Origin of the sequence: Burkholderia sp. Bp8994, assembly GCF_003853805.1 — a bacterium.
In the GTDB taxonomy this organism is placed as follows: Bacteria; Pseudomonadota; Gammaproteobacteria; order Burkholderiales; family Burkholderiaceae; genus Burkholderia.
Window position 1 is genome coordinate 211832 of record NZ_QTQH01000004.1, and the last position, 22880, is coordinate 234711.

Below are 22880 nucleotides of genomic sequence, written 5' to 3' on the forward strand. Positions count from 1 at the left end.
CCGAGTCCAAGGGGCCTGTCGGCAGCGGGGCGCGCACGCGTTGTTCCCGCAGCGGGGCCATACTGCCAGGCCCGCTTTTCGATGACCGACGCTTCCGCCCTGATCAGCACGTCCTATTCCCGCTATCTCGCCCGCGCGGCCGCCGCGCGTCCCGCGCTGTCCGACCAGATCGCCGCGTGGGCCGCCGCGCCGCTCACGCGCGCGCAGCTCGACGCGCGCCTGACCGAACTGCTCGCCACGCCGGCCGGCGCGGCCGCGCCGGGCGACGAGCAACTGAAGCGTGCGCTGCGGCAGTTGCGTATCGAGGTGTTCGGCGCGGTCGCGGAGCGCGACCTGCGCGGCGTCGCGAGCGTCGCCGAGGTGACGGGCGCGATGACCGATCTCGCCGAAGTGGCCGTGCAGCGCTCGCTCGCGCTGCTGTCGGCCGAACTCGACGCGATGTACGGCGAGCCGCGCGGCGCCGACGGCCAGCGCGTCGTGCTCGGCGTGGTCGGGATGGGCAAGCTCGGCGGCCGCGAGCTGAACGTGTCGTCGGACATCGACCTGATCTTCGTCTACGAGGACGACGGCGAAACGGCCGGCGGCACGCGCTCGCCGCTGTCCACCCAGGAATATTTCACGCGGCTCGGCCGCCGCCTGATCGGCGTGCTGTCCGAGGTCACGGCCGACGGCTACGTGTTTCGCGTCGACATGCGGCTGCGCCCGAACGGCGATTCGGGGCCGCTCGTCTGCAGTCTCGGGATGCTCGAGGAGTATTTCTACGTGCAGGGGCGCGAATGGGAGCGCTACGCGTGGATCAAGGGGCGGCTCGTATCCGAAGGCGACAGCGACGCGGCGCGGCGGCTGGCGGCGCAGCTCGAATCGATCGTCAAGCCGTTCGTATACCGCCGCTATCTCGACTTCGGCGTGATCGGCGCGATCCGTGCGCTGCACCAGCAGATTCGCCAGGAAGCCGCGCGCCGCGCATCGATGCGGCCCGACAAGGCCGACGACATCAAGCTCGGGCGCGGCGGGATCCGCGAAATCGAATTCAGCGCGCAGGTGTTCCAGCTGATCCGCGGCGGCCAGGATGCGGAATTCCGCGTGCGGCCGACGCTCGCGGTGCTGCGCCATGCGCAGGCGCGCGGGCTGATCGGCGAGGACGTGCGCGAGCGCCTGACCGACGCCTACAACTTCCTGCGCACGCTCGAGCACCGGCTGCAGTACCGCGACGACGCGCAGACGCACGCGATGCCGGTCGATGCGGGCGAGCGGGCGGTGCTGGCCGCGTCGCTCGGCTTTGCCGACTATGCGGCGCTGATGACGGTGCTCGACGGTCACCGGACGTTCGTCGAGGCGCAGTTCGACCAGATCTTTGCCGACAAGGTGAACGGCGGCCCCTGCGCGGCGGGCGAGGACACGGCCGCCACGTGGATCTGGAGCGGGGCGCTCGCCGACGACGGCGAAGACGACGCGCTGCTCGCGCGCCTCGACGGCGTGGGCTTCACCGATCCGGCGGCCGTACTCGCGCGGCTGCGCGCGATCTGGCAGTCGTCGCGCTACGCGGGCCTGCCGGAAAAGAGCCGGCAGCGTTTCGACAGCGTCGCGCAGCGCGCGCTCGAGGCCGCGCCACGGATCGACGCCGCGCGCCGCGACGACACCATCGTGCGGCTGTTCGACCTGCTCGAGACGGTCAGCCGGCGCGGCGTTTATCTCGCGCTGCTGACCGAATATCCGGCCGCGCTCGACCGCGTGCTGTCGGTGCTCGGCGCGACGCGCTGGGGCGGCGGCTACCTGATCCGCCATCCGCAGCTGCTGGATGAACTGCTCGACGACGAAGCGATCGCGAGCCCGTTCGACTGGCCTGCGTTCAAGGACGCATTGCGTGCGCGCCTCGCGGCCGCCGACGGCCCCGAGCAGCAGATGGACCTGCTGCGGCACGCGCAGCACGCGGAAGTGTTCCGCATCCTGCTGATCGACCTGGCCGGCCAGCTGTCGGTCGAGCATGTGAGCGACCGCCTGTCCGAGCTCGCCGACGCGGTGCTCGACGTGACGATCGAAGTCGTCTGGTCGCAGCTCGCGAAGCGCCACCGCGACGTGCCGAAGTTTGCGGTGATCGCATACGGCAAGCTCGGCGGCAAGGAGCTCGGCTACGCATCCGATCTCGACCTGATCTTCCTGTACGACGACCCCGACGAGCGCTCGGCGGACGTCTACACGACGTTCACGCGCCGGCTGATCACGTGGCTCACGACCGCGACCGGCGCGGGCGCCCTGTTCGACATCGACCTGCGGCTGCGGCCGAACGGCGAGGCCGGGCTGCTCGTGACCGATCTCGACGCGTTCCGCCGCTACCAGCTGCGCGAGGGCGACGCGGCCAACACCGCGTGGGTGTGGGAACACCAGGCGCTGACGCGCGCCCGCTACAGCGCGGGCGACCCGCAGATCGGCACGGACTTCGAGGCGATCCGCCAGCAGGTGCTGACGACGCCGCGCGACGGGGCGGTGCTCGCGAAGGAAATCGTCGACATGCGCGGCAAGGTGTTCGCCGGCCATCCGAACCAGACCGAGCTGTTCGACCTGAAGCACGATCGCGGCGGGATGGTCGACATCGAGTTCATCGTCCAGTACTGGGTGCTGCTGCATGCGTCGAGCGACGCCGAGCTGATCCGCAACACCGGCAACATCGCGCTGCTGCGCGAGGTCGCGCGGTTCGGGCTGATGGGCGAGGACGAGGCCGAGCGCGTCGGCGCCGCGTACCGCAAGTACCGGAAGCTGCAGCACAAGCTGCGGCTCGACGGGATGGAGAAGGCGCGGGTCGATCCGGCGCTCGTGGCCGACGAGCGGGCGGCCGTGACGGCGTTGTGGGAGCGTGTGTTCGGCGCGGTCGAAACGGGCGTTTGAGGCGGACGTTTGAATCCCGCGTTCGCGGCAGGACGCTCGAATCCGCGGGGTAGGGCGGGCGGCGCTCGGGCGGCGCCCGTCCATCGAAAAACTGCGCCGTGCGAGCGGTTCGACCGGCAGATCGGTCTGCCTGCTCGCCGTGCCGCTGCAGGCCTGTTCCGGGAAAGGCGACACGCCGCGTTCCGAAAAACGTGGGGTTCGTCGGCGGTCCGGGACCGGCGCATGCGCCGATCTTCTGCATTTCGGCCGACGAAGCCGGCGTCAGGCCGCCAGCATTTCCTTCGCGTGCTTGCGCGTGGTGGCGGTGATCTCGAGCCCGCCGAGCATCCGCGCGACTTCCTCGACCCGGCTCGCCTTGTCGAGCGGGACGACCGACGAGACGGTGCCGCCGCGCTCGTCGGCGCCTTTCGCGACCTGGAAGTGATGGTCGCCGCGCGCGGCGACCTGCGGCAGGTGCGTCACGCACAGCACCTGGCGGTCGCGCCCGAGCTGGTGCAGCAGGCGGCCGACCACCTCGGCGACGCCGCCGCCGATCCCCGTGTCGACTTCGTCGAAAATCAGCGTCGGCGTCGGGCTGGCGGCGCTTGCGATCACGGCTAGCGCGAGGCTGATCCGTGCGAGTTCGCCGCCCGACGCGACTTTCGCGAGCGGCCGCAGCGGCACGCCGGGGTGCCCGGCGACCCTGAATTCGACCTGTTCGAGCCCGTGCGGGCCGCCGTCGGCGAGCGGCACGAGCGCGACTTCGAAGCTGCCGCCCGCCATCGACAGTTCCTGCATGCCGGCCGTGACGGCCGTGCCGAGCGCCTTCGCAGCCTGCGCGCGGGCCGCCGACAGGTGTTTCGCGTCGGCGAGATAGGCTTCCCGTGCCTTCGCCTGCGCGGCTTCGAGCGCGCCGAGATCGGCGGCCGCGTCGAGCGCGGCGAGCTGCGCGCGGCGTGCCGCATGTTCCTCGTGCAGCGTGTCGGGCGGCAGCCGGAACTTGCGGGCGGTCGAGTGCAGCGCGTCGAGGCGCGTTTCGACCTGCGCGAGCCGGGCCGGGTCGAGATCGAGGCGCTGCGCGTAGTGCGACAGCGAATAGACGGCTTCCTGCAGCTGGATTTCGGCCGGTTCGAGCGACGCGAGCGCATCGCCGAGCCCCGTGTCGTAGTCGGCCAGGCTGCGCAGCTTCGACACGATCGCGCCGAGCTGCGGGAGCATCGCGTCGTCGGCCTCGGACAGCGCGTTGAGCGCGCCCTGCACCCCGGCGATCAGGTTCGCCGAATGCGACAGGCGCTTGTGCTCGCTGCCGACTTCGTCCCATTCGCCGGGTTGCGGTGCGAGCTTGTCGAGCTCGGCGAGCTGCCAGGCGAGCTTCTCGCGTTCGAGCTGCAGTTCGCGCTCATGCGCCTTCGCGGCGTCGATCGCCTGCGTTGCGTCGCGCCAGACGCGCCACGCGCGTGCGACGTTCGCGGCATCGGCCACGAGCCCCGCGTGCGTGTCGAACAGCTCGCGCTGCGCGTCGGGCCGCATCAGCAGCTGGTGCGCGTGCTGACCATGGATGTCGACCAGCATCTCGCCGAGCTCGCGCAGCTGCGCGAGCGTCGCGCTGGTGCCGTTGATGAACGCACGCGAGCGGCCGTTCGCGTCGATCACGCGGCGCAGCATCACGGTGTCCTCGGCGTCGAACGCGTGTTCGTCGAGCCAGCGCGCGACGCGGTCGTGCGGCGTGAATTCGGCGGTGATGTCGGCGCGGCCGCAGCCGGCGCGCACGACGCTCGCGTCGGCGCGTTCGCCGAGCGCGAGGGCCAGGGCGTCGATCAGGATCGATTTGCCGGCGCCGGTTTCGCCGGAAAAGACGGTAAAGCCGCTGTCGAATTCGAGATCGAGCGCGGCGACGATGACGAAGTCGCGAATCGAGAGGTGGCGGAGCATGGTGTCGGGCGTGGGTGCGTCAGGACGCCTTGTCGTCTTCGTTCGATGCGTGTTCGTTCCAGTGCAGCTTCTTGCGCAGCGTCGCGTAGTAGCTGTAGCCGACCGGGTGCAGGAACGGCACCGTGTGCTTCGAGCGGCGCACCTCGATCGTGTCGTTCAGTTCGAGCGAGGTGAACGACTGCATGTCGAAGTTCACGTTGACGTCGCGGCCGCCGACGATCTGGATCGCGATCTTCGAATCGTCGGGCAGCACGATCGGCCGGTTCGACAGCGCGTGCGGCGCGATCGGCACGAGCACGATGCCCTGGAGCTGCGGATGCAGGATCGGGCCGGCCGACGACAGCGCGTAGGCGGTCGAGCCGGTCGGCGTGGCGACGATAAGGCCGTCCGAACGCTGGTTGTACATGTACCGGCCGTCGACCGACGCGCGCAGCTCGACCATCCCGGAAAAGCCGCTGCGGTTCACGACGACGTCGTTGAACGCGAGCGCGTGGTAGATCGGTTCGCCGTCACGCACGATCCGGGCCTCGAGCAGCGAGCGCTCCTCGCGCTCGAACTTGCCCGACAGGATCACCGGGACGCGCGCCTGCATGTCGGCCGCCGCGATGTCGGTGATGAAGCCGAGCCGCCCGTGGTTGATCCCGATCAGCGGCGTCTTGTACGGCGCGAGCTGGCGGCCGATGCCGAGCATCGTGCCGTCGCCGCCGAGCACGACCGCCACGTCCGCGCGCGCGCCGATCTCCGCCGGGGTGAGCGCCGGATAGCCGGAGATGCCGATCTCGCGCGCCGTTTCGGCTTCGAACACGACCTCGAAGCCGAGCTTCGCGATGCAGCCAGCCAGCGTGGCGAGCGGCTCGGCGATGCCGGGCGTGTTGCTCCGGCCGACGAGCGCGACGGTGTTGAACTGATTACCGGTTTTCATGCCGGCATTACACCATAGCTCGTTGACGAAAAGAACCGGCTGTGCGCGAACGGGGCCGGATCGGTCGGCCCGGGCGACAGTGGCCGCGGCCACTCGCCGTGCTCGCGCGGTTGCGCTAAAATTTTCCACCATGCTAGATCCTCGCGCACGAACCCTCCTGAAAACCCTGATCGAACGGTATATCGCCGACGGTCAGCCGGTCGGCTCGCGCACGTTGTCCCGTTATTCCGGGCTTGAACTGAGCCCGGCAACGATCCGCAACGTGATGTCCGACCTGGAGGAGCTCGGCCTCGTGTCGAGCCCGCATACGTCGGCCGGCCGCGTGCCGACGCCGCGCGGCTACCGGCTGTTCGTCGACACGATGCTGACGGTCGAGGCGCCGATCGACGCCGAGGCCGTCGCGCGCCAGGTGCAGAACACGCTGCAGGCCGGCGAACCGCAGCAGCGGGTCGTGGCGGCCGCGGCGAGCGTGCTGTCGAACCTGTCGCAGTTCGCGGGTGTCGTGCTGACGCCGCGCCGCAGCCACGTGTTCAAGCAGATCGAGTTCATGCGGCTGTCGGACAAGCGCATCCTGCTGATCATCGTCACGCCCGAGGGCGACGTGCAGAACCGGATGCTCGCGACGCCGCGCGACTATTCGCCGTCGCAGCTCACCGAGGCGTCCAACTACATCAACGCGCATTTCGCCGGGCTGTCGTTCGACGAGGTGCGCCGCCGCCTGCGCGACGAGATCGACCAGCTGCGCGGCGACATGACCACGCTGATGCATGCGGCCGTGACGGCCAGCACCGAGGTGCCCGACACCGAGGACACCGTGCTCATTTCCGGCGAGCGCAACCTGCTCGAAGTGGCGGATCTGTCGTCCGACATGGCGCGGCTGCGCAAGCTGTTCGACGTGTTCGACCAAAAGACGGGCCTCCTGCAATTGCTCGACGTGTCGAGCCACGCCCAGGGCGTGCAGATCTTCATCGGCGGCGAATCGACGCTCGTGCCGATCGAGGAAATGAGCGTCGTGACCGCGCCCTACGAGGTGAACGGCCAGATCGTCGGCACGCTCGGCGTGATCGGCCCGACCCGCATGGCGTACAACCGCGTGATCCCGATCGTCGACATCACCGCGCGGCTGCTGTCGCTCACGCTGAGCCAGCAGTAACCCGACCGATACCGTCCCGCCATCGTGCCGCGGCGCCGTGCGCACCGCCAGTCGGCCGAACGGCCAGCCGACCCGGGCGAGACGGCCCGCTATAATTGAGGGCCGTCCGACTGCGTGCCCCGAGCACGTTCCTGCCCATGCGTTTCGATCTTGAGCCGCCTTCGAGCGTCGCAGCTGCCCATCGCATCGGCGTGCTGCTGATCAATCTCGGCACGCCCGACGCCCCGACGCCGCGCGCGGTGCGGCGCTATCTGGCCGAGTTCCTGTCGGATCCGCGTGTCGTCGAAATCCCGCAGGTCGTCTGGCAGGTGCTGCTGCGCACGCTGATCCTGCCGCTGCGCGGTCGCGCGTCCGCGAAGAAGTACGCGGCCGTCTGGATGCCCGAAGGCTCGCCGCTGCGCGTATACACCGAGCGCCAGACCGACGGCGTGCGCCACCTGCTCGCGTCGAACGGCTATCAGGTGACGGTCGACTACGCGATGCGCTACGGCAGCCCGGGCATTGCGCAGGCGCTCGCGCAATTCAAGCGTGCTGGCGTCGAGCGCGTGCTGCTGATGCCGATGTACCCGCAATACTCGGCGTCCACCACCGCGACGGCATTCGATGCCGCGTTCGCCGCGCTCGCGCGGATGCGCAACCAGCCGGAAGTGCGCACGGTGCGGCACTACGCCGACCATCCGGCCTACATCCACGCGCTCGCCGAGCAGGTGCGCCAGTACTGGGCGCAGCATGGCCGGCCCGACTTCGCGGCCGGCGACAAGCTCGTGCTGAGTTTCCACGGCGTGCCGAAGCGCACGCTCGATCTGGGCGACCCCTATCACGACCAGTGCCAGCAGACGGGCGCGCTGCTGATGGCCGCGCTCGGGCTGTCGACGCTCGAATGCCGCGTGACGTTCCAGTCGCGCTTCGGCAAGGCCGAGTGGCTGCAGCCCTACACGGCGCCGACGCTGCGCGAACTCGGCGAGGCGGGCGTGCGGCGGGCCGACGTGTTCTGTCCCGGTTTTACGGCCGATTGTCTGGAGACGATCGAGGAGATCGGGATGGAGGTGCGCGACGAGTTCATCGCGGGCGGCGGCCAGGCGTTCCACCGGATTCCGTGCCTGAACGGCGCGCCCGCGTGGATCGGCGCGTTGGGCGAGATCGTCGCCGAGAATCTGCAGGGCTGGCCGGTGAAGGCCGCGCAGCCCGAAACGGTGAGTTGAACGCGATGAACTACAGGATTTCGACTGAACCCGGCGCAAAGCTGCGCATCGACAAATGGCTGTGGGCGGCCCGCTTCTTCAAGACGCGCTCGCTCGCGTCCGACGCGGTCGACAAGGGCCACGTGAAGATCGGCGGCGCGGCGGTGAAGCCGGCCAAGGACGTGCGCGTCGGCGACGAGGTCGAGATTGCGATCGACGGTGTCGTCTGGCACATTGCCGTGCTGGGAATTTGCGACGTGCGCGGGCCCGCGAGCATCGCGCAGACGCTTTACGAGGAAACGGAAGCGGGGCGCGTCGCGCGGCTCGCCGAACTGGAACGGCGCCGCACCTATCGCGAGCCGGCGGCGGAACTGCACGGCCGGCCGACCAAGCGCGACCGGCGCATCATCGACAGATTTTCTGGTGGGAGCTGAACATCTGGTCGAACGTCGCCCGCGCGCTCCCGTATTCGGTCGTGCGGTCGGTGACGGCTCCGGACAGGCAGATGGTGGTGGTGCCGGCAATCAGTACCAGCGCGACCACCGATATGGCAAAGGTCAGTTTCACGGTACGCGCCTCGATGGGACTGTGAATGCAGCGCCAGGTGGATGTCAGGCGCCGGTAAGCTAGGGTAAACGCGCTTTTTCGACGCTTGAATGGAGTGTAGTGCACCCCCCTGTGCCGAGCTAGTACTTGCCTGGTAAGCGTTGTTACCGGTCGTTTCGTCCGATCCGGCGACAAATGCACGTAATCGGCGGTGCGCAGCGCGGTTGTTTCACGGCATTGGCGAATGCCGGTGAATAACCCCCTTGAAATCGCAGTTTTCGCCCTTATTTGCACCAACAATGTGCGGTGCCGCCGACATACGGTCCGGCGGTTGCCGATTTGGCTTCAACCTCTAATCGACTTTCAGCGACATGGAAAACACGCAAGAGAACCCGGCTACCCAATCGGCCGAAGACATCGGCAGCGAGAAGCAGGCGGCGCAAGGCGCGGCGCCCGCCGCCGAAGCAGCCGACGCGGCGCTCGCGGAGGCTCAAGCCAAGGTCGCCGAGCTGCAGGAGAGCTTCCTGCGGGCGAAGGCCGAGACCGAGAACGTCCGCCGCCGCGCGCAGGAAGATGTCTCGAAGGCGCACAAGTTCGCGATCGAGGGCTTCGCGGAGCACCTGCTGCCCGTGCTGGACAGCCTCGAGGCTGCCGTCGGCGATACGTCCGGCGACATCACGAAGGTGCGCGAAGGCGTCGAACTGACGCTGCGCCAGCTGACGAGCGCGCTCGAGAAGGGCCGCGTCGTCGCGATCAACCCGGTCGGCGAGAAGTTCGATCCGCACCAGCACCAGGCGATTTCGATGGTGCCGGCCGAGCAGGAGCCGAACACCGTCGTGACCGTCCTGCAAAAGGGTTACATGATCGCCGACCGCGTGCTGCGCCCGGCGCTCGTCACGGTCGCCCAGCCGAAGTAAGGCCGACGCGATGGTTCCCGCCGGCGTCGATCCGGCCGCGTTCGAAGCGTTCGACATGCAGGCGCTGGCGGCCGACACGTTCGACGCCGCGATCGCCGGCGCCGGTGATGTGCTCGCCGTGGTGTTCTTCTGGGGCGTCGACTGCTTCAACTGCGAGATCGCCAAGAAGGCGATGCTCGCCCAGCCGGACGCGATCCGCGCGCTGGATCTGAAGTGGTTCCATTGCAACGTGTACGAACATCATGAGCTGGGGCGCCGCTTCGGCCTGCACGGCGTGCCGACGTGGTTCTTCTTCCACCGCGGCAAGCGGCTCGGCCGCGCGACCGGCTGGCATGGCCTCGCGCAGTTCCAGGCGGCGGTGTCGGCGGCGCGCGCGAAGATCGCCGCGGCGGCCGGCGCGCCGTCGGACCGCGACGCCGGTTCGTACGATCCGGCTACCGGCGGCGATTGAAAAAATTTAATATCCGCATCGCTTGGCGGGTCTTGAAAACGGATCGGCCGGACGCATTTCGGGAACAGAGTTGAATTCTGGCGCACGAAACTGCCCAAAAACGCGGGGTTTCGCGCAGCAAACAAGCATTTCTGGAGATTAGGAAAAATGGGAAAGATCATCGGTATTGACCTCGGCACCACGAACTCGTGCGTCGCCATCATGGAAGGCAACCAGGTCAAGGTCATCGAGAACTCGGAAGGCACGCGCACGACGCCGTCGATCATCGCCTACATGGACGACAACGAAGTGCTCGTCGGCGCGCCGGCCAAGCGTCAGTCCGTGACCAACCCGAAGAACACGCTGTTCGCCGTGAAGCGCCTGATCGGCCGCCGCTTCGAAGAGAAGGAAGTCCAGAAGGACATCGGCCTGATGCCGTACGCGATCATCAAGGCCGACAACGGCGACGCATGGGTCGAAGCGCACGGCGAGAAGCTCGCGCCGCCGCAGGTTTCGGCCGAAGTGCTGCGCAAGATGAAGAAGACGGCCGAAGACTACCTCGGCGAGCCGGTCACGGAAGCCGTGATCACGGTGCCGGCGTACTTCAACGACAGCCAGCGCCAGGCAACCAAGGATGCCGGCCGCATCGCGGGCCTCGAAGTCAAGCGGATCATCAACGAGCCGACGGCAGCCGCGCTCGCGTTCGGCCTCGACAAGGCCGAGAAGGGCGACCGCAAGATCGCCGTGTATGACCTCGGCGGCGGTACGTTCGACGTGTCGATCATCGAGATCGCGGACGTCGACGGCGAAATGCAGTTCGAAGTGCTGTCGACCAACGGCGACACGTTCCTCGGCGGCGAGGACTTCGACCAGCGCATCATCGATTACATCATCGGCGAGTTCAAGAAGGAGCAGGGCGTCGACCTGTCGAAGGACGTGCTCGCGCTGCAGCGCCTGAAGGAAGCCGCTGAAAAGGCGAAGATCGAGCTGTCGTCGAGCCAGCAGACCGAAATCAACCTGCCGTACATCACGGCCGACGCATCGGGTCCGAAGCACTTGAACCTGAAGATCACCCGCGCGAAGCTGGAAGCGCTGGTCGAGGATCTGGTCGAGCGCACGATCGAACCGTGCCGCATCGCGATCAAGGACGCCGGCGTCAAGGTGTCGGACATCGACGACGTGATCCTGGTCGGCGGCCAGACCCGCATGCCGAAGGTGCAGGAGAAGGTGAAGGAGTTCTTCGGCAAGGATCCGCGCCGTGACGTGAACCCGGACGAAGCCGTCGCAGTCGGCGCGGCGATCCAGGGCCAGGTCCTGTCGGGCGACCGCAAGGACGTGCTGCTGCTCGACGTGACCCCGCTGTCGCTCGGTATCGAGACGCTCGGCGGCGTGATGACGAAGATGATCAACAAGAACACGACGATCCCGACGAAGCACGCTCAGGTGTATTCGACGGCGGACGACAACCAGTCGGCCGTGACGATCAAGGTGTTCCAGGGCGAACGCGAGATGGCGGCAGGCAACAAGCTGCTCGGCGAGTTCAACCTCGAAGGCATCCCGCCGTCGCCGCGCGGCGTGCCGCAGATCGAAGTGACCTTCGACATCGACGCGAACGGCATCCTGCACGTCGGCGCGAAGGACAAGGCGACCGGCAAGGAAAACAAGATCACGATCAAGGCGAACTCGGGCCTGTCCGACGCTGAAATCGACCAGATGATCAAGGACGCGGAGGCGAACGCAGCGGAAGACCACAAGCTGCGCGAGCTGGCTGATTCGCGCAACCAGGGCGACGCGCTGGTCCACAGCACGAAGAAGGCGCTCACCGAGTACGGCGACAAGCTGGACGCGGGCGAGAAGGAAAAGATCGAAGCGGCGCTGAAGTCGCTCGAGGACGTGCTGAAGGATACGTCGGCCGACAAGGCGGCGATCGACGCGAAGGTCGAGGAACTCGGTCAGGCTTCGCAGAAGCTCGGCGAAAAGATGTACGCCGACATGCAGGCGCAGCAAGCCGGCGCGGCGGGTGCAGCGGAAGGCGCGGCCCAGGCGGGCGGTGCGCAGCAGGCTGCCGATGACGTCGTCGACGCCGAGTTCAAGGAAGTGAAGAAGGACTAAGCCGGGTTGCAATGGCACCGTACGCCGCGCGTGAAAACGCGCGCGGCGCGGTTGACAAACGACTGAAAGCGGTCTGTCTTTCCTTCCGGATGGCCGGATCGACTCCACGCCTGGCGGGCTTCGCGGCCCTCCGGGCACATTTGTTTTTTGGCGGGTGCTGCGCGAGCCGTCCGCGGACGGCGCAGCGCCAGACGAGTCGAGAGACTTTACTGCGGGCGAAAGGAGCCGCCGCGTGCGTGACGCGCGACGGCACAGTGAATCGATATGGCGAAACGGGATTACTACGAGGTTCTGGGCGTCGCGAAGAACGCGAGCGACGACGAAATCAAGAAGGCGTATCGCAAGCTTGCGATGAAGTATCACCCTGACCGCAATCCGGACAACAAGGATGCGGAAGAGCATTTCAAGGAGGCGAAGGAAGCCTATGAAATGCTGTCGGACGACCAGAAGCGCGCGGCGTACGACCAGTACGGCCACGCGGGCGTCGATCCGAACATGGGCGGTGCGGGCGCACAGGGTTTCGGCGGCTTCGCGGATGCGTTCGGCGACATCTTCGGCGACATCTTCGGCCAGGCCGCGGGCGGTGCCGCGCGCGGCGGCCGCGGCGGTCCGCAGGTGTATCGCGGCGCCGACCTGCGCTACAGCATGGAAATCACGCTCGAGCAGGCCGCGCACGGCTACGACACGCAGATCCGCGTGCCGAGCTGGGTATCGTGCGAAGTCTGTCACGGGTCGGGCGCGAAGCCCGGCACGAAGCCCGAAACCTGCCCGACCTGTCACGGCCAGGGCACGGTGCGCATGTCGCAGGGCTTCTTCAGCATCCAGCAGACCTGCCCGAAGTGCCACGGCACCGGCACCTACATCCCGGAACCGTGCGTGCACTGCCACGGCTCGGGCAAGGTGAAGGAAACCAAGACGCTCGAAGTGAAGATCCCGGCCGGCATCGACGACGGGATGCGGATCCGCTCCGCCGGCAACGGCGAGCCGGGCATCAACGGCGGGCCGCCGGGCGACCTGTACGTCGAGATCCACATCAAGCCGCACTCGGTGTTCGAGCGCGACGGCGACGATCTCCACTGCCAGATGCCGATCCCGTTCACGACCGCCGCACTGGGCGGCGAGATCGAGGTGCCGACGCTGGCCGGCCGTGCGTCGTTCCCGGTGCCGGAAGGCACGCAGTCGGGCAAGACGTTCCGCCTGCGCGGCAAGGGGATCAAGGGTCTGCGTTCGAGCATCGCGGGCGATCTGTACGTACACGTGCAGGTCGAGACGCCCGTGAAGCTGACCGACCAGCAGCGCGATCTGCTCAAGCAGTTCGAGAAGTCGCTGGCCGAGGGCGGTGCGCGTCACAGCCCGCAGAGCAAGAGCTGGTTCGACCGGGTGAAGAGCTTCTTCGAGTAACGGCATGACTGAAGGCAACGAGAGCGCGTCGTTCGCGCTCTTGGACGATTGCGACTCGACCGCGTCCGCGCGGTCGAGTCGTTTGTATTCCGGTTTCGTGCGCGAACGCGTGTGCACGGATCCGGCACGGCTCGACGAAGTCGATGCGGCGGTGGCGCAGGATCTGCGCGACGGGCTGCATGCGATCGTCGTCGGCGACTACGAATTCGGACGCAATCTGGACAGAGCGCAGCCGGGCCATGCCCCGCTGCGCTTTTTGCTGTATGCGCGCTGCGAGCGCCTGTCGCGCGATGAAGTCGATGCATGGCTCGCGCAGCAGGACGGCGGCGGCCCGCCGTCGATCGCGGGCGTCGCGCACGTCGCGAAGAGTGTGTCGCGCGACGCGTTCGACGCGGCGATCGCCGCGGTGCACGACGCGCTGCGGGCGGGCGATTCGTATCAGATCAACTACACGTACCGGCTGAATTTCGACATGTTCGGCACGCCGCTCGCGCTGTACCGGCGGCTGCGCGCGCGTCAGCCCGTGCGTTACGGCGCGCTGATCGCGCTGCCCGACGGCGCGTGGGTCGTGTCGTGCTCGCCGGAGCTGTTCGTCGAGAAGCACGGCGACGTGCTGCGCGCGCGGCCGATGAAGGGCACCGCGCCGCGCTCGGCCGATCCGCGCGACGATGCGGCGGCCGCCGCGTTCCTCGCGAGCGATCCGAAGAACCGCGCGGAAAACGTGATGATCGTCGACCTGCTGCGCAACGACGTGTCGCGGATCGCGCGCACGGGCACGGTCAAGGTGCCGGCGCTGTTCTCGGTCGAGCCGTATGCGTCGGTGTGGCAGATGACGTCGACGGTCGAGGCCGGCTGGCGTGACGGCACCTCGTTCGCGCAGATGCTGCGCGCGCTGTTTCCGTGCGGATCGATTACCGGTGCGCCGAAGCACAAGACGATGGAACTGATCGACGCGATCGAGTCGACGCCGCGCGGGCTCTATACGGGCGCGATCGGCTGGCTCGATGCACCGAAGGAAGGCCTTTCGGCAGGCGCTGCGGTGCCCGACGGCGTGGCCGGCTGCGGCGATTTCTGCCTGTCGGTCGCGATCCGGACGCTGACGCTCGATGCGATCGCCGTCGATGCGGCCGCAACGATCGGCTCGCGCGACGCGGCAACGGCCGCTAGCGGCCGGCGGCGCGGCAGGATGGGTGTCGGCGCGGGCATCGTGCTCGACAGCGTCGCCGCCGACGAATATGCGGAGTGTGAATTGAAAGCGCGATTCCTGACCGATGCCGATCCCGGCTTCCAGTTGTTCGAAACCACGGCCGCGACACGTGCGGACGGCATCCGGCATCTCGAGCGCCATCTCGCGCGGCTGCAGCGCAGCGCGGATGCGTTCGGCTTCCGCCTCGACGCCGACGCGTTGCGCCGCGAGATCGACGCGCGCTGCGCGGCGCTGGACGGCGACGGCCCGTACCGGATGAAGCTCGCGCTCGCGAAGGACGGCACGGTCGACATCACGGCCGCGGCGCTGAAGCCGCTGCCCGCGGGGCCGGTCGGCGTGATGCTCGCGTCCGCGCACGGCTTCGCGCCGACCCGCGCGGACGATGCGTTGCTCTTGCACAAGACGACGCACCGCGCGGAATACGATCGCGCGTGGCAGGCGGCGGAAGCGCTCGGCGGCTTCGACATGCTGTTCGTCAACGAGCGCGGCGAGGTGACGGAAGGCGGGCGGTCGAATGTGTTCGTGAAGCGTGATGGCGTGTGGTTGACGCCGCCGTTGTCGTGCGGCGTGTTGCCCGGCGTGATGCGCGGTGTGCTGCTCGACGATCCGGCGCTAGGCGCAAAAGAGCGTGTGCTGACGCTCGACGATGTGCTGAACGCAGACGAGTTGATGATCTGCAATGCGTTGCGCGGGTCGGTCGCGGCGCGGCTGATTCAAGGCAGCGCACCGGCCTGAACGCGGATTACTTCCGCGGCGTGCATTGCCAGCTTTGTACGATGGCGTGCCCACGCCTGTAACGCGCGACGCAAGTCTGCGCCTGTCTGCCGAGCGGTCGTGCGATCACGACGCTCGTATTCCCGTAGTCGCATGAGACCCAGTAATCCTCACGGTTTTCAGCGAGCGACCAGGTATAGACGTCGCTTTTGGGTTCGGAGCGCGAGCGGTTCGGCAGCAAGGACATCATCCGGTCCGGCGGCCCTGACCAGAAGGTGACGCTGGCAAGCGGGTAGGTGCTTTGCGTGTCGAAGCTTTTCCAGCCATCGGGTGGTTGACCGTCGAGTTGCTGGGTAACGGCAACGCGTGCGGGGCAGTCTTCGGTCGCAGCGGACGCGGGTAATGCGACGAGTGAACTGCATGCGAGCGCGGCGATGGCGAGCAGCCGATACGGTGTTTGGCGGATGAGCGTCATTATTTCACGACCGAAAATGCATCGGCGTTATTGCTCGGATCGATGTAACGGCCATTTTTGTCCTTGCCTTTGAACGGAATGCATCTTCTCTGAATTGCCTTGAGTGAGCGCCATTGTTCAACGACGTGGATACCGCGCACATCCTGGCCCAGATAGAACGCCGCATGATTCCCATGCGATCGGCTTGGGTAGCGATCGTTCTCGAAAGTCGCAATGACGGTACCGGCGCGGATACTCCCGTCGCCGCCTATCTTTTTTCTGGGCGCCAGATGGCGGTGGGGCCGACGGAAGTAAAAATTTTGACCAGCGCGACGCATTCTCCGTCGCCTGCCAGCTTTTGCCCGACGAGGTCAGCCGCCTTTTCATACACGTGCGCCATCCTTTCCACTCCTTCGATCGACGAAGGCTTGATGGTCGCAGCGACGAAGGTGTGCAGGAATAGGACGAGTTAGAAAGTACGCGCTGTTCGTCATGCACTACGAGAAACGGCGCACCGCATCGCGGCCACGTCAGCGAGTGTGCCGCAGCAAGCGCCGACCGCGCGCCACGGCACGCCCGTCCCGCGTCAGAACGAGTGTTCCGGGCCCGGGAACGTGCGGTCCTTCACCGCGCTCACGTACGCCTCGACGGCCGCCTGGATGTTCGGCTGCCCCTGCATGAAATCCTTCACGAAACGCGGCCGCTTGCCGGGGAAGATGCCGAGCATGTCGTGCAGCACCAGCACCTGACCCGAGCAATCGAGCCCTGCGCCGATGCCGATCGTCGGGATCTTCAGCATGTGCGTGACTTCGGACGCGACGAGCGTCGGCACCGCCTCGAGCACCACGAGCTGCGCGCCCGCATCTTCGATCGCCCGCGCATCGCGCAGCAACTGCGCGGCGCCGGCTTCCGTGCGGCCCTGCACCTTGAAGCCCCCGAACGCATGCACCGACTGCGGCGTGAGGCCGAGGTGCGCACACACCGGCACCGAGCGTTCGACGAGGAAGCGGATCGTGTCGGCGAGCCATTCGCCGCCTTCGAGCTTCACCATCTGCGCGCCGGCGCGCATCAGCGTGACCGCGTTCGCGAACGCCTCGGCCGGCGTGCCGTACGTGCCGAACGGCAGATCGGCGACGACGAGCGCGCGCGGCTGCACGCGCGCGACGCATGCGGTGTGGTACGCGATGTCGTCGAGCGACACCGGGAGCGTGGTCGTGTGGCCCTGCAGCACGTTGCCGAGCGAGTCGCCGATCAGCAGCACGTCGGTGCCGGCGCGATCGAGCAGCGCGGAAAAGCTCGCGTCGTAGCAGGTGAGCATCGCGATCTTCTCGTCGGCTTCGCGCATTGCCTGCAGCTTGGGCACCGTGACGGCAGGCCGGCTCGATTCCTGGAGATAGGTCATGGGAAATCCGGTTCGATGGGGAGGAACGACAGGCGAGGACGCGTCAGCGCGTCGTCTCGCCCTTGACGAAGAATTCCTTGCGGCCGCGCATCGTGTCGATGCGCTCGATCAGCAGCGCGAGGTCTTCGGGGGAATCCAGCGGGTTCAGGTGTTCGGCTGCGACCGTCAGCACCGGCGTGCGGTCGTAGTGATAGAAGAATTCGTTGTATGCATCGACGAGCGAGCGCAGGTACGCGTCGCTGATCTGCAGCTCCATCGGCAGCCCGCGCTTCTGGATGCGCGAGAACAGCACCTCGGGGCTCGCCTGCAGGTAGACGACGAGATCGGGCGCGGGTGCCTGCGGCACGTCGAGGTGCGTCGCGATCGACCGGTACAGCTGCCATTCGTCTTCCGGCAGGTTCAGCCGCGCGAAGATGTCGTTCTTCTGCGGCATGAAATCGGCGACGACGGGCCGGCCCGTATCGAGCGCGCCGATCAGTTCGCGCGCCTGCTGCGCGCGCTGCAGCGCGAACGACAGCTGCGCGGGCAGCGCGTAGCGCGCGGTGTCGCGATAGAAGCGTTCGAGGAACGGGTTGTCCTGCGGGCGTTCGAGCAGCGCCTGCATCGACCAGCGCTCGGCGAAGAGGCGCGCGAGCGTCGTCTTGCCGACGCCGATCGGGCCTTCGATCACGAGGTAGCGATGCGGGGCGCGCAGGTCGGGCGCGGTGACGGTCAGCGGAGTGGTGTTCATCGGCAGGGGTTCTTGTCGGCGTCGGCGCCGGCGGCAAGGGCCTTCTGCATCAGGCATTGGCAGGTCTGCACCTTCTCGACGCGCTGATCGGCGACGGCGGCGAGGAACGCATCGGCGCGGCCGCGCGCGGGGATGTCGAGCGCCGGTTCGATTTCGACGAGCGGCACGAGCGCGAATGCGCGATCGGTGAGGCGCGGATGCGGGACGATCAGGTCGGGTTCGTCGATCGAATCGGAGCCGAACAGCAGGATGTCGAGGTCGAGCGTACGCGGCGCGTTGCGATACGGGCGCTCGCGCCCGAAGTGATGTTCGATCTTCTGGCAGAGCGCGAGCAGCTCCCGGGCCGACAGCGTCGTGTCGAGCTTGACGACGCAGTTGTAGTAATCGTCGCCGCCCGCTTCGAAGGGCGCCGTGCGATACAGGCTCGATTTGCCGAGGATCGAGATGGTGCGCTGCTGCGCGAGGCACACCACCGCGTCCTTCAGGGTCTGGCGCGCATCGCCGAGATTCGCCCCCAGTCCGATATATGCAACCGTCATGGCATCACTTCCTACGTCGTTCGCCGGCGAGCGCGTCAGTCGTCGGAACCGCCCGCGGTGTCCGGCGCCTGCTCGGCGGCGCCTTCGCCCGGCTTGCGGTTTCGCGCACCGCCGCGGCGGCGCCGCTTGCGGGGCGATTTTTCCTTCGAGCCGCCCTGCGTGAGGAGTGCCTCACGGGCGGCCGCGTCGCCTTCGATGAAATCCGTCCACCACTGTCCGACTTCCGCATCGAGCTCGCCGGATTCGCAGCGTAACAGGAGGAAATCATACCCCGCTCTAAACCTTTGGTGTTCCAGCAGCCGCATCGCGCTGCGGCCCGAGCGTTTTTCGAGGCGCAGTTGCAGGCCCCAGATCTCGCGCATGTCGGCCGAGTAGCGCTTGTGGATCGCGAGCTTCTCGGTCTGCATGTCGAGCACGTCGTCCATCGCGCGATGGAGCGCCGGCACCGGGATTTCGCCCTCCGCCGTGTATTGCTCGAAGCGCTGGCGCATGTCGTGCCACAGCAGCGTCGCGAACAGGAAGCCCGGCGACACCGGCTTGCCGGCGCGCACGCGCGCATCGGTGTTGTTCAGCGCGAGCGTGATGAACTTCTCGCCCTGCGGCTGCTCGAGCACGACGTCGAGCAGCGGCAGCAGCCCGTGGTGCAGGCCTTCCTTGCGCAGCTGCTGCAGGCACGCGAGCGCATGGCCCGACAGCAGCAGCTTCAGCATTTCGTCGAACAGGCGCGCGGCCGGCACGTTGTTGATCAGGTCGGCGAGCGCGTTGATCGGCTCGCGCGTGTGCGGCTCGATCTCGAAGCCGAGCTTCGCCGCGAAGCGCACGACGCGCAGCATCCGCACCGGATCCTCGCGGAAGCGCGTGGCCGGGTCGCCGATCATCCGCAACAGGCGGGCGCGCATGTCGGCCATCCCGTCGTGGTAGTCGAGCACCGTCTGCGTCGACGGGTCGTAGTACATCGCGTTGATCGTGAAGTCGCGGCGCGCGGCATCTTCGTGCTGTTCGCCCCACACGTTGTCGCGCAGCACGCGGCCGCTCGCGTCCACCGCATGCGTGCGGCGGTCGAGCTCGTCGCGCTTCAGGCGCTTCGGCGGCTCGGCCGCGGCCGCTTCGGGCGGCGCGTCGACCAGCGCGCGGAACGTCGACACCTCGATCAGTTCCTGGCCGAACTGCACGTGGACGATCTGGAAGCGGCGGCCGATCAGGCGCGCGCGGCGGAACAGGCGCTGCACCTCGGTCGGCGTCGCGTCGGTCGCGACGTCGAAGTCCTTCGGCGCGATGCCGAGCAGCAGGTCGCGCACGGCGCCGCCGACGATGAACGCGCGAAAGCCCGCCTGCTGCAGCGTGTCGGTCACGCGCACGGCGTTCCGCGAGATCAGCGACGGATCGATCTGGTGCACGCTGGCCGGCACGACGGTCGGCTCGTGGTTGCTGCGCGCCTTCCTGGCGCCGCCGCCGCGGCTCCCCTTCGCGGGGCGCGGGGCAGGGGCCGTTTCGACGGCGGGCGCCTCGACGGGTGACGTGTGTTCGGCGCCGTCCTGGCCGAGCAGCTTGCGAATGAATTTTTTGATCACGACGTTCAGAAGAGATCGAGGATGCGCCAGCCGCGGTCGCTTGCATGCGCACGCAGCGTGTCGTCGGGGTTGGTCGCGATCGGGTCGGTGACTTTCTCGAGCAACGGGATGTCGTTGTGCGAGTCGCTGTAGAAGTAGCTGTGTTCGAAGTCGTCCCAGTGCTTGCCGAGCGACGCGAGCCACGCTTCGGTGCGCACGATCTTGCCTTCGCGATAGCTCGGCGTGCCGGTCGGCCGGCCCGTGTACGGCGAGTCGGGATGGCCGTCGGTCGTTTCGACCTCGCACGCGATCAGCGTGTCGACGCCGAACGCGGTCGCGATCGGACGCGTGATGAACTCGTTGGTCGCGGTCACGACGCAGCACAGGTCGCCGGCATCGAGGTGCTTGCGCACGAGTTCGAGCGCGGCGGGCGTCATCGCGGGGCGGATCACCTCGTGCATGTACTGCTCGTGCCATTCGGCCAGTTGCGCGCGCGAATACTTCGCGAGCGGCGTGAGCATCGCGCACAGGTAAGCATGGATGTCGAGCTTGCCGGCCTTGTAGTCGGCGAAGAACTGATCGTTCTGACGCGAGAAGCTTTCCGCGTCGACGATGCCGAGCTTCACCATGAAGCGGCCCCATTCGTGGTCGCTATCGGTCGGGATCAGCGTGTGATCGAGGTCAAAGAGTGCCAGATTAGTCATGGAAGCGCATTTTACTCGAAGCGGTTCGGGCCTGTGCCCGGTGGTGCGATGTCGTCGCCGGGGCGGGCCAGCATCCGGCGCAGCAGCGGCAGCGTGACGGCGCGTTTCTGCTCGAGCGAGAAGCGGTCGAGCGCGTCGAGCAGCGCCATCAGGCTCGGCATGTCGCGGCGGAAATGGGTGAGCAGGTAAGCGGCGATGTCGTCGGTGAGCGCGATCCCGCGCTCCTTCGCCGCGAGCTTCAGTACGGCGATCTTGCCGGCGTCGGACGGCGGCGACAGGTGGAACACGAGCCCCCAGCCGAGGCGCGTGCGCAGATCCTCGCGCACGTCGAGCGCGAGCGGCGCCGCGGGGCCCGCCGCGACGAACGCGCTCGACGGGTGCGCGCGGACCTCGTTGAACAGGTTGAACAGGGCGACCTGCTGCGTGTCGCTCATCTTGTCGCAGTCGTCGATCGCGTAGATGCCGATGCGCGGGTCGAACGTGAACGCGCCGAGCGGGCTTTGCGGCGTCAGATAGCGCGCGTAGCCGTACGACGCGTCGCTCACGAGCGCCTGCAGCAGGTGGGTGCGGCCGCTGCCGGGCTCGCCCCAGATGTAGAACGACCGGTCCGGCACGGGCCCCGCCGCGAGCGCGAGGTCGAGCTTCTGGAGCCGCGAGATGAGCTCGTCGTTCTCCTCATTCATGATGAAGTTGTCGAACGTGGCGGGCGGCGGCGTGCCGAGATCGAGCGTCAGTTGACGGGACACAACAGTCACAATGCAGGTCGGTTGATGAAACGCGCGCCGTACGCCGGGCACGCGCGCGGGGCTGCTCCGGTGCCTGAACACGCGGCCGCACGCACGGCGGCGCGCGGTTTCCGGCGCGGCTCGCGGGGCGATGAAAACGGGGACGTGTCGACCAAGATGCAATCCCTGACGATTCGGTGCTGGGAATTCCGGCCAACGGGCCGGCTTCGGGTAAAATCGCATTTTACCGACCTTCTCGCATTCCCCCATGAATCCTCCGAAATCCGCTCCCGACGCCCAAGGTCTGTCCTACCGCGACGCAGGCGTCGACATCGACGCGGGCGACGCGCTCATCGACAAGATCAAGCCTTTTGCGAAGAAAACCCTGCGCGACGGCGTGCTCGGCGGCATCGGCGGGTTCGGCGCGCTGTTCGAAGTGCCGAAGAAGTACCAGGAGCCCGTGCTCGTGTCGGGCACCGACGGCGTCGGCACCAAGCTCAAGCTGGCGTTTCATCTGAACAAACATGACACCGTCGGCCAGGATCTGGTGGCGATGAGCGTGAACGACATCCTCGTGCAGGGCGCCGAGCCGCTGTTCTTCCTCGATTACTTCGCGTGCGGCAAGCTCGACGTCGACACGGCCGCGACCGTCGTCAAGGGCATCGCGCACGGCTGCGAACTGTCGGGCTGCGCGCTGATCGGCGGTGAAACGGCCGAAATGCCGGGCATGTACCCGGACGGCGAATACGACCTGGCCGGTTTCGCGGTCGGCGCGGTCGAGAAGAGCAAGATCATCGACGGCAGCACGATCGCCGAAGGCGACGTGGTGCTCGGCCTTGCCTCGAGCGGCATCCACTCGAACGGCTTCTCGCTCGTGCGCAAGATCATCGAGCGCGCGAACCCCGACCTGTCGGCCGATTTCCACGGCCGCTCGCTGGCCGACACGCTGATGGCGCCGACGCGCATCTACGTGAAGCCGCTGCTCGCGCTGATGCAGAAGCTGTCGGTGAAGGGCATGGCCCACATCACCGGCGGCGGCCTCGTCGAGAACATTCCGCGCGTGCTGCGCGAAGGCCTCACGGCCGAGCTCGACCAGACCGCGTGGCCGCTGCCGCCGCTGTTCAAGTGGCTGCAGGAGCACGGCGGCGTCGCCGACGCGGAAATGCACCGGGTGTTCAACTGCGGGATCGGGATGGCCGTGATCGTCTCGGCGGCCGATGCCGACGCGGCGATCGCCGACCTGACGGCCGCCGGCGAACAGGTGTGGAAGATCGGCACCGTGCGTGCGAGCCGCGAAGGCGAGGCGCAGACGGTCGTGGTCTGACGCAGCGCACGCAGGATGCAGCAAGGAGAGCCGCCCGGAGTCGATCCGGGCGGCTTTTTTTCTGGCGTGGCGCTT

At 67.5% G+C, this 22880-nt stretch carries 21 protein-coding genes; 10 read left to right on the top strand and 11 right to left on the bottom strand.

What is annotated here, in order from left to right; translation table 11 throughout:
- Positions 1–81: 81 nt before the first annotated feature.
- Positions 82–2883 carry a bifunctional [glutamate--ammonia ligase]-adenylyl-L-tyrosine phosphorylase/[glutamate--ammonia-ligase] adenylyltransferase gene (glnE, locus tag DIE04_RS05895; protein WP_124487963.1) on the top strand — a complete coding sequence of 934 codons (2802 nt, stop codon included), beginning with the start codon at positions 82–84 and terminating at the stop codon, positions 2881–2883.
- A gap of 261 nt (positions 2884–3144) precedes the next feature.
- Here glnE and recN read toward each other — a convergent pair whose 3' ends face one another.
- A complete protein-coding gene (gene recN / locus DIE04_RS05900; protein ID WP_124520278.1) occupies positions 3145–4794 on the bottom strand; it encodes a DNA repair protein RecN in 1650 nt (549 codons plus the stop codon).
- Positions 4795–4813: 19 nt separating this feature from the next.
- Positions 4814–5716, bottom strand: coding sequence for an NAD kinase (locus DIE04_RS05905; RefSeq protein ID WP_124487961.1), 903 nt, complete (start codon positions 5714–5716; stop codon positions 4814–4816).
- A gap of 130 nt (positions 5717–5846) precedes the next feature.
- Here DIE04_RS05905 and hrcA point away from each other — a divergent pair, with 130 nt between their 5' ends.
- The 3 genes from hrcA to DIE04_RS05920 all read left to right on the top strand — a co-directional run bounded on the left by hrcA (position 5847) and on the right by DIE04_RS05920 (position 8484).
- Complete coding sequence (gene hrcA / locus DIE04_RS05910) at positions 5847–6869, top strand: heat-inducible transcriptional repressor HrcA (RefSeq protein ID WP_011544637.1); 1023 nt, start codon at positions 5847–5849, stop codon at positions 6867–6869.
- 137 nt (positions 6870–7006) lie between these two features.
- On the top strand, positions 7007–8071 hold the full coding sequence (gene hemH / locus DIE04_RS05915) for a ferrochelatase (protein WP_044844045.1): 1065 nt from the start codon (positions 7007–7009) through the stop codon (positions 8069–8071).
- Positions 8072–8076: 5 nt separating this feature from the next.
- Positions 8077–8484: an RNA-binding S4 domain-containing protein gene (locus DIE04_RS05920; RefSeq protein WP_124487960.1), complete on the top strand. Its 408-nt coding sequence runs from the start codon at positions 8077–8079 to the stop codon at positions 8482–8484.
- Here the strand turns inward: DIE04_RS05920 and DIE04_RS29680 are convergent.
- The gene (locus tag DIE04_RS29680) at positions 8456–8617 is read right to left on the bottom strand and encodes a hypothetical protein (protein ID WP_006476841.1); all 162 of its coding nucleotides are present in this window, start codon (positions 8615–8617) and stop codon (positions 8456–8458) included. The genes DIE04_RS05920 and DIE04_RS29680 overlap by 29 nt on opposite strands.
- Before the next feature lie 350 nt (positions 8618–8967).
- Between DIE04_RS29680 and grpE the strand changes: the two genes are divergently transcribed.
- The 5 genes from grpE to DIE04_RS05950 all read left to right on the top strand — a co-directional run bounded on the left by grpE (position 8968) and on the right by DIE04_RS05950 (position 15398).
- Positions 8968–9513: a nucleotide exchange factor GrpE gene (gene grpE, locus DIE04_RS05930; RefSeq protein WP_044844047.1), complete on the top strand. Its 546-nt coding sequence runs from the start codon at positions 8968–8970 to the stop codon at positions 9511–9513.
- A 10-nt stretch (positions 9514–9523) separates the two neighbouring features.
- The gene (locus DIE04_RS05935; RefSeq protein ID WP_124487958.1) at positions 9524–9964 is read left to right on the top strand and encodes a co-chaperone YbbN; all 441 of its coding nucleotides are present in this window, start codon (positions 9524–9526) and stop codon (positions 9962–9964) included.
- 147 nt (positions 9965–10111) lie between these two features.
- Positions 10112–12055 carry a molecular chaperone DnaK gene (gene dnaK, locus DIE04_RS05940; RefSeq protein ID WP_044844049.1) on the top strand — a complete coding sequence of 648 codons (1944 nt, stop codon included), beginning with the start codon at positions 10112–10114 and terminating at the stop codon, positions 12053–12055.
- A 264-nt stretch (positions 12056–12319) separates the two neighbouring features.
- The gene (gene dnaJ, locus DIE04_RS05945; protein ID WP_044844050.1) at positions 12320–13456 is read left to right on the top strand and encodes a molecular chaperone DnaJ; all 1137 of its coding nucleotides are present in this window, start codon (positions 12320–12322) and stop codon (positions 13454–13456) included.
- 4 nt (positions 13457–13460) lie between these two features.
- The gene (locus DIE04_RS05950) at positions 13461–15398 is read left to right on the top strand and encodes a chorismate-binding protein (protein ID WP_124487957.1); all 1938 of its coding nucleotides are present in this window, start codon (positions 13461–13463) and stop codon (positions 15396–15398) included.
- Positions 15399–15405: 7 nt separating this feature from the next.
- On the opposite strand, the gene DIE04_RS05955 is transcribed toward DIE04_RS05950, so the two are convergent.
- The 8 genes from DIE04_RS05955 to hda all read right to left on the bottom strand — a co-directional run bounded on the left by DIE04_RS05955 (position 15406) and on the right by hda (position 21502).
- Complete coding sequence (locus DIE04_RS05955) at positions 15406–15852, bottom strand: STY0301 family protein (protein WP_124487956.1); 447 nt, start codon at positions 15850–15852, stop codon at positions 15406–15408.
- Positions 15852–16169, bottom strand: a complete 318-nt coding sequence (locus tag DIE04_RS05960; RefSeq protein ID WP_260426185.1) for a BPSL0067 family protein — start codon at positions 16167–16169, stop codon at positions 15852–15854. The genes DIE04_RS05955 and DIE04_RS05960 overlap by 1 nt, the downstream gene beginning before the upstream one ends.
- 248 nt (positions 16170–16417) lie before the next feature.
- The gene (gene panB, locus DIE04_RS05965) at positions 16418–17233 is read right to left on the bottom strand and encodes a 3-methyl-2-oxobutanoate hydroxymethyltransferase (RefSeq protein WP_044844052.1); all 816 of its coding nucleotides are present in this window, start codon (positions 17231–17233) and stop codon (positions 16418–16420) included.
- A gap of 43 nt (positions 17234–17276) precedes the next feature.
- Positions 17277–17963, bottom strand: a complete 687-nt coding sequence (locus DIE04_RS05970; protein ID WP_124487955.1) for a deoxynucleoside kinase — start codon at positions 17961–17963, stop codon at positions 17277–17279.
- Positions 17960–18502, bottom strand: a complete 543-nt coding sequence (gene folK, locus DIE04_RS05975) for a 2-amino-4-hydroxy-6-hydroxymethyldihydropteridine diphosphokinase (protein WP_044844054.1) — start codon at positions 18500–18502, stop codon at positions 17960–17962. The genes DIE04_RS05970 and folK overlap by 4 nt, the downstream gene beginning before the upstream one ends.
- A gap of 35 nt (positions 18503–18537) precedes the next feature.
- On the bottom strand, positions 18538–20073 hold the full coding sequence (gene pcnB, locus DIE04_RS05980) for a polynucleotide adenylyltransferase PcnB (protein WP_124487954.1): 1536 nt from the start codon (positions 20071–20073) through the stop codon (positions 18538–18540).
- A gap of 5 nt (positions 20074–20078) precedes the next feature.
- The gene (locus DIE04_RS05985; protein WP_044844056.1) at positions 20079–20756 is read right to left on the bottom strand and encodes an HAD family phosphatase; all 678 of its coding nucleotides are present in this window, start codon (positions 20754–20756) and stop codon (positions 20079–20081) included.
- 11 nt (positions 20757–20767) lie between these two features.
- On the bottom strand, positions 20768–21502 hold the full coding sequence (gene hda / locus DIE04_RS05990; RefSeq protein ID WP_044844057.1) for a DnaA regulatory inactivator Hda: 735 nt from the start codon (positions 21500–21502) through the stop codon (positions 20768–20770).
- Between the two features lie 247 nt (positions 21503–21749).
- Between hda and purM the strand changes: the two genes are divergently transcribed.
- The gene (gene purM, locus DIE04_RS05995; RefSeq protein ID WP_124487953.1) at positions 21750–22805 is read left to right on the top strand and encodes a phosphoribosylformylglycinamidine cyclo-ligase; all 1056 of its coding nucleotides are present in this window, start codon (positions 21750–21752) and stop codon (positions 22803–22805) included.
- Positions 22806–22880: the final 75 nt, after the last annotated feature.